Origin of the sequence: Dietzia maris (genome assembly GCF_014144855.1) — a bacterium.
Classification (GTDB): Bacteria; Actinomycetota; Actinomycetes; order Mycobacteriales; family Mycobacteriaceae; genus Dietzia; species Dietzia kunjamensis.
This window is the reverse complement of the sequence record NZ_JAALDN010000402.1, coordinates 1-3,670: the sequence shown is the minus strand read 5'-3', so window position 1 is coordinate 3,670 and position 3,670 is coordinate 1. Positions and strand designations below refer to the sequence as shown.

Below are 3,670 nucleotides of genomic sequence, written 5' to 3'. Positions count from 1 at the left end.
CGAGGTCGCGCTGGTGGTCCTGCTGGACACCGTGCAGCCGTCGGAGCCGATCCCCGACACCCTCGACGAGGCCGAGGCCCGGTGGCGTCGGTACTCGGAGTTCGCCAAGCGCACCTACGGGTTGGACGTGGAGGTCCCGCGGGACTTCCTGGCCGAGCACGGTGAGGACGGCGTGTTGGATATGCTGCTCGGGGCACTGGGTGCCGAGGCCAACGCCATGGGCGGCGGTGTCATCGAACACCAGCGGGCCAGCTTCGTCGACAACCGGATCCTGCAGAGCGCGGACCTGTCCACCTGGGCCGGTGTCGGCGCCGAGGTGCCGTTCGTGCTGTACCGCGCGGAGCGGATGCACGACGGGGCGATCGAGCTCGAGCCCCGCTACGCACACATCGACCCGGACGGCGGCTGGGCCCGCATCGTCGGCGACCTGGAGGTCGTCCAGCTCGACGGGGACCACCTCGCGATGGTCGACGAACCGGTGGTCGGTACCGTCGGTAAGCATCTGGCGCGTCGGCTCACCGAGCTCGACGCGGGTGTACGGAAGGGGACAGACGCGTGACGGCGAAGACCACCGCGGAGAAGCTCGCGGAACTGCGGGTCAAGACCGAGCAGGCCAAGGACCCGGGCAGCGAGCGGGCGAAGGCCCGCCGCGACGCCGCGGGGCACACCCCGCCGCGGGAGCGGATCGCACTGCTGCTCGACGCCGGCAGTTTCGTGGAGATGGGCCAGCTCGCCAAGGCGCCCGGTAGCCCGGACAACCCGTTCGGTGACGGCGTGGTCACCGGCCGCGGCACCATCGACGGCCGCCCGGTGGCCGTGTACGCGCACGACAACACGGTGTTCGGCGGGTCGGTCGGCGAGGGCTTCGGCAAGAAGGTCTGCGCCATCATGGACTTCGCGATCAAGGTCGGGTGCCCCATCATCGGCATCAACGATTCCGGTGGCGCGCGAGTCCAGGACGCCGTGACCTCGCTGGCCTACTACTCCGAGATCTCCCGGCGGCAGTATCCGGCCTCCGGGTACGTGCCCCAGATCTCGATCATGCTGGGCAAGTGCGCGGGCGGCGCCGTCTACGCCCCCGCGACCACCGACTTCGTGATCGCGGTCCAGGACCAGGCGTACATGTTCGTCACCGGGCCCGACGTGATCCGGCAGGTCACCGGCGAGGACGTCACCATGGACGAGCTCGGCTCGGCCCTGCAGCAGGCCAAGAACGGCAACGTCAACCACGTCGCCGTGAGCGAGCAAGACGCCTTCATGTACGTGCGTAACCTGCTGAGCTACCTGCCGTCCTCGGCCGCGGAGAAGGCGCCGCGGATCAACCCGGGTCTCGAGGCGGAGACCACGGAGTCGGACCGACAGCTGGACTCGATCATCCCGGACTCGGACAACGCCGCGTACGACATGCACGACGTGCTCCTGCGGATGTTCGACGACGGCGAGTTCGTGGAGACCTCCGGGCAGTTCGCGTCCAACATCATCACGGGTTTCGCCCGGGTCGACGGTGAGTCCGTCGGCGTCGTCGCCAACCAGCCCCTGCACCTGTCGGGCGCGTTGGACATCGACGCCTCGGAGAAGGCCACGCGGCACATGATGCTGTGCGACGCCTACTCGATCCCGCTGGTCTACGTGGTGGACACCCCCGGCTACCTCCCGGGCGTGCAGCAGGAGAAGCTCGGCATCATCCACCGCGGGGCCAAGATGGGTTTCGCCGTGGTGGCGGCCTCGGTCCCCAAGGTCACGTTCGTCGTCCGCAAGGCCTACGGCGGCGCGTACGCCGTGATGGGGTCCAAGAACCTGGGTGGCGACCTCAACTTCGCCTGGCCCACCGCGCGCATCGCGGTGATGGGTGCCGAGGGCGCGGTCGACCTGCTGCAGCGTCGGCAGATCGAGGAGGCGGGCCCCGAGGAGGGTCCCAAGCTCCGCAAGCAGCTCATCGACATGTACAACGAGTTCATCGCGACCCCGTACACCGCCGCCGAGCGCGGGTACATCGACGCCGTGATCGAGCCGTCGCAGACCCGCCTGGTGCTGCGCGGTGCGCTGAACCAGCTGCGGGACAAGATCAGCAACGAGCCGCCGCGTAAGCACCCCATCGCGCCCATGTGACCGCCGCGGGCGGGGTCGACTGGGCGGCTACTCGGACTGGTTCGGACAGGCGTCGACGGCCGCCTGGAGGGTGATGTCCCCCGCCCGCTCGAAGGTGAAGGTGACCGGGATCGACTTCCCCGGCTCGGCGCTGTCGTCGAGACCGAACATGAAGGACCTGAACGGCCGGTCGGGTGCGTCGGCGTCCTCGACGTTCTCCACCGGTTGACCGGCGGCGATCGACGACTCGGGGGCGATCTCGAGGGCACCCGCGGGGGCGTCGATCTCGACCCGCTCCGCGGCGGGGCTGGTGATCTCCGAGAGAGTCTCCGCCTCGGTGGAGCTGTCGTTGACCGCGGTGAAGCTCAGCTGAGCGGGTGCGTCCACCTGCAGCGAACAGTCGATCGCGTAGGCGGGTGCGATGAAGACGTTCTCGACCGAGGTCTGACCGTCCGTCTCTCCTCCGCCGCGGTTGGTCGAATCCGGTTCCGGGTCGTCGGACGAGCATGCGGTCGACACCCCGAGGGCGAGGACCATCGCGGCCGAAGCGGCGTACCGGGTCATTGAGATGCTCATAGCCGACACGGTACCCACGGTGGGCGTGTCGGCACACCACATTCTCCCGGTACCGCGGTGCGGCCTACTCCGGGTCGGTCACCAGGATCGGCCCCTCGGGCTGCCACCAGCCCCAACGGGTCTCGTTCCCGGTGGTCACCTCCGCGGGCGCCGGCGGGTCCTCCTGATAGGTGCCCAGCGGCGTGTACGCCTCGATCGAACCCCAGTCACGGTTCCAGTCGTGGCGCAGGTACGACGGGATCGTCCGGGCACGCTGGGCGGTCTCGATCCACCCGAGCGGCCCACCGGCCTCGTAGGACATCCACGTACTGGTGGCGCTCACGGCGAGCGGACGGTCGGGCAGGATCCGGAACTCCGGCAACTCCGCCACACCCGCGTAGTGCTCGAACGGCCGCTGGCACGGGAACTGCAGGCTCACCGCCCAGTCGAGCAGGACGGGCGACTCCGACCCGACCATCTCCTGGACCGTCACGAGCTCGGGTGCGCGCGGCGGGGTGATGGCGGTCCACTGTTCGGGGGTGAGGTCGTTGTCGTCGACCCGGACCCGCATGACATCGGCGTCGGCGGGGGCGTCCTGCATGTCCACCCGCAGGTTGCGCCACGTCGGCGCGGGACCGATGTCGAACGGCACCACCGGCTCGCCCACCGTGTCGACCCCGGCGTCGCCGGACCGGCCGAACTCGACCACGACCTCCTGGCCGTACTCGTAGAGCCCGTCGGCGTCGTAGCGGCCGATCCGGCCGGCCGCCGAGATCACCAGGAGCGGGTGGGACTCGCGGTTCTCGGGCAGGCGGTACCAGCCGGTCTCCAGGCTCGCCTCCCGCTGCGGGCCCACGAAGAACGACCCGAGCACCGGGGTCGTGGCGGGGTCGAGCCCGAACGGCAGGGCCACCGTGGACTCGTTCACGCCCTCCGCCCCGCGGCCGCCGGCTGTGCCGGCGCTCTCCCCGGTGCTGACCGACGGGCCGCCGCCGGGCTCGGAGGTGGTGTTGGCGGCGCCGGGGTC

Annotated in this window: 3 protein-coding genes and 1 pseudogene; 2 read left to right on the top strand and 2 right to left on the bottom strand. The window is 70.2% G+C overall.

All coding sequences use genetic code 11. The features are described from left to right. Both G6024_RS13080 and G6024_RS13075 read left to right on the top strand, forming a co-directional pair. Positions 1 to 559: pseudogene (locus tag G6024_RS13080) on the top strand (polyketide synthase); the annotation flags it as partial. Beyond that, positions 556 to 2,109 (top strand): acyl-CoA carboxylase subunit beta, encoded by a 1,554-nt coding sequence (locus tag G6024_RS13075; RefSeq protein ID WP_069389356.1) that lies wholly within the window; start codon positions 556 to 558, stop codon positions 2,107 to 2,109. The pseudogene G6024_RS13080 and the gene G6024_RS13075, both read left to right, overlap by 4 nt. A 27-nt stretch (positions 2,110 to 2,136) precedes the next feature. On the opposite strand, the gene G6024_RS13070 is transcribed toward G6024_RS13075, so the two are convergent. Both G6024_RS13070 and G6024_RS13065 read right to left on the bottom strand, forming a co-directional pair. Then, positions 2,137 to 2,664, bottom strand: a complete 528-nt coding sequence (locus G6024_RS13070) for a copper chaperone PCu(A)C domain-containing protein (RefSeq protein ID WP_132062190.1) — start codon at positions 2,662 to 2,664, stop codon at positions 2,137 to 2,139. Between the two features lie 64 nt (positions 2,665 to 2,728). Beyond that, on the bottom strand, positions 2,729 to 3,670 hold a 942-nt coding region (locus tag G6024_RS13065; protein WP_182640381.1), incomplete at its 5' end, for an arabinosyltransferase C-terminal domain-containing protein.

Coding starts and splice junctions, on each gene's coding strand:
- G6024_RS13070 (WP_132062190.1), bottom strand. CDS start 2,664: ATGAGCATCTCAATGACCCGGTACGCCGCTTCGGCCGCGATGGTCCTC.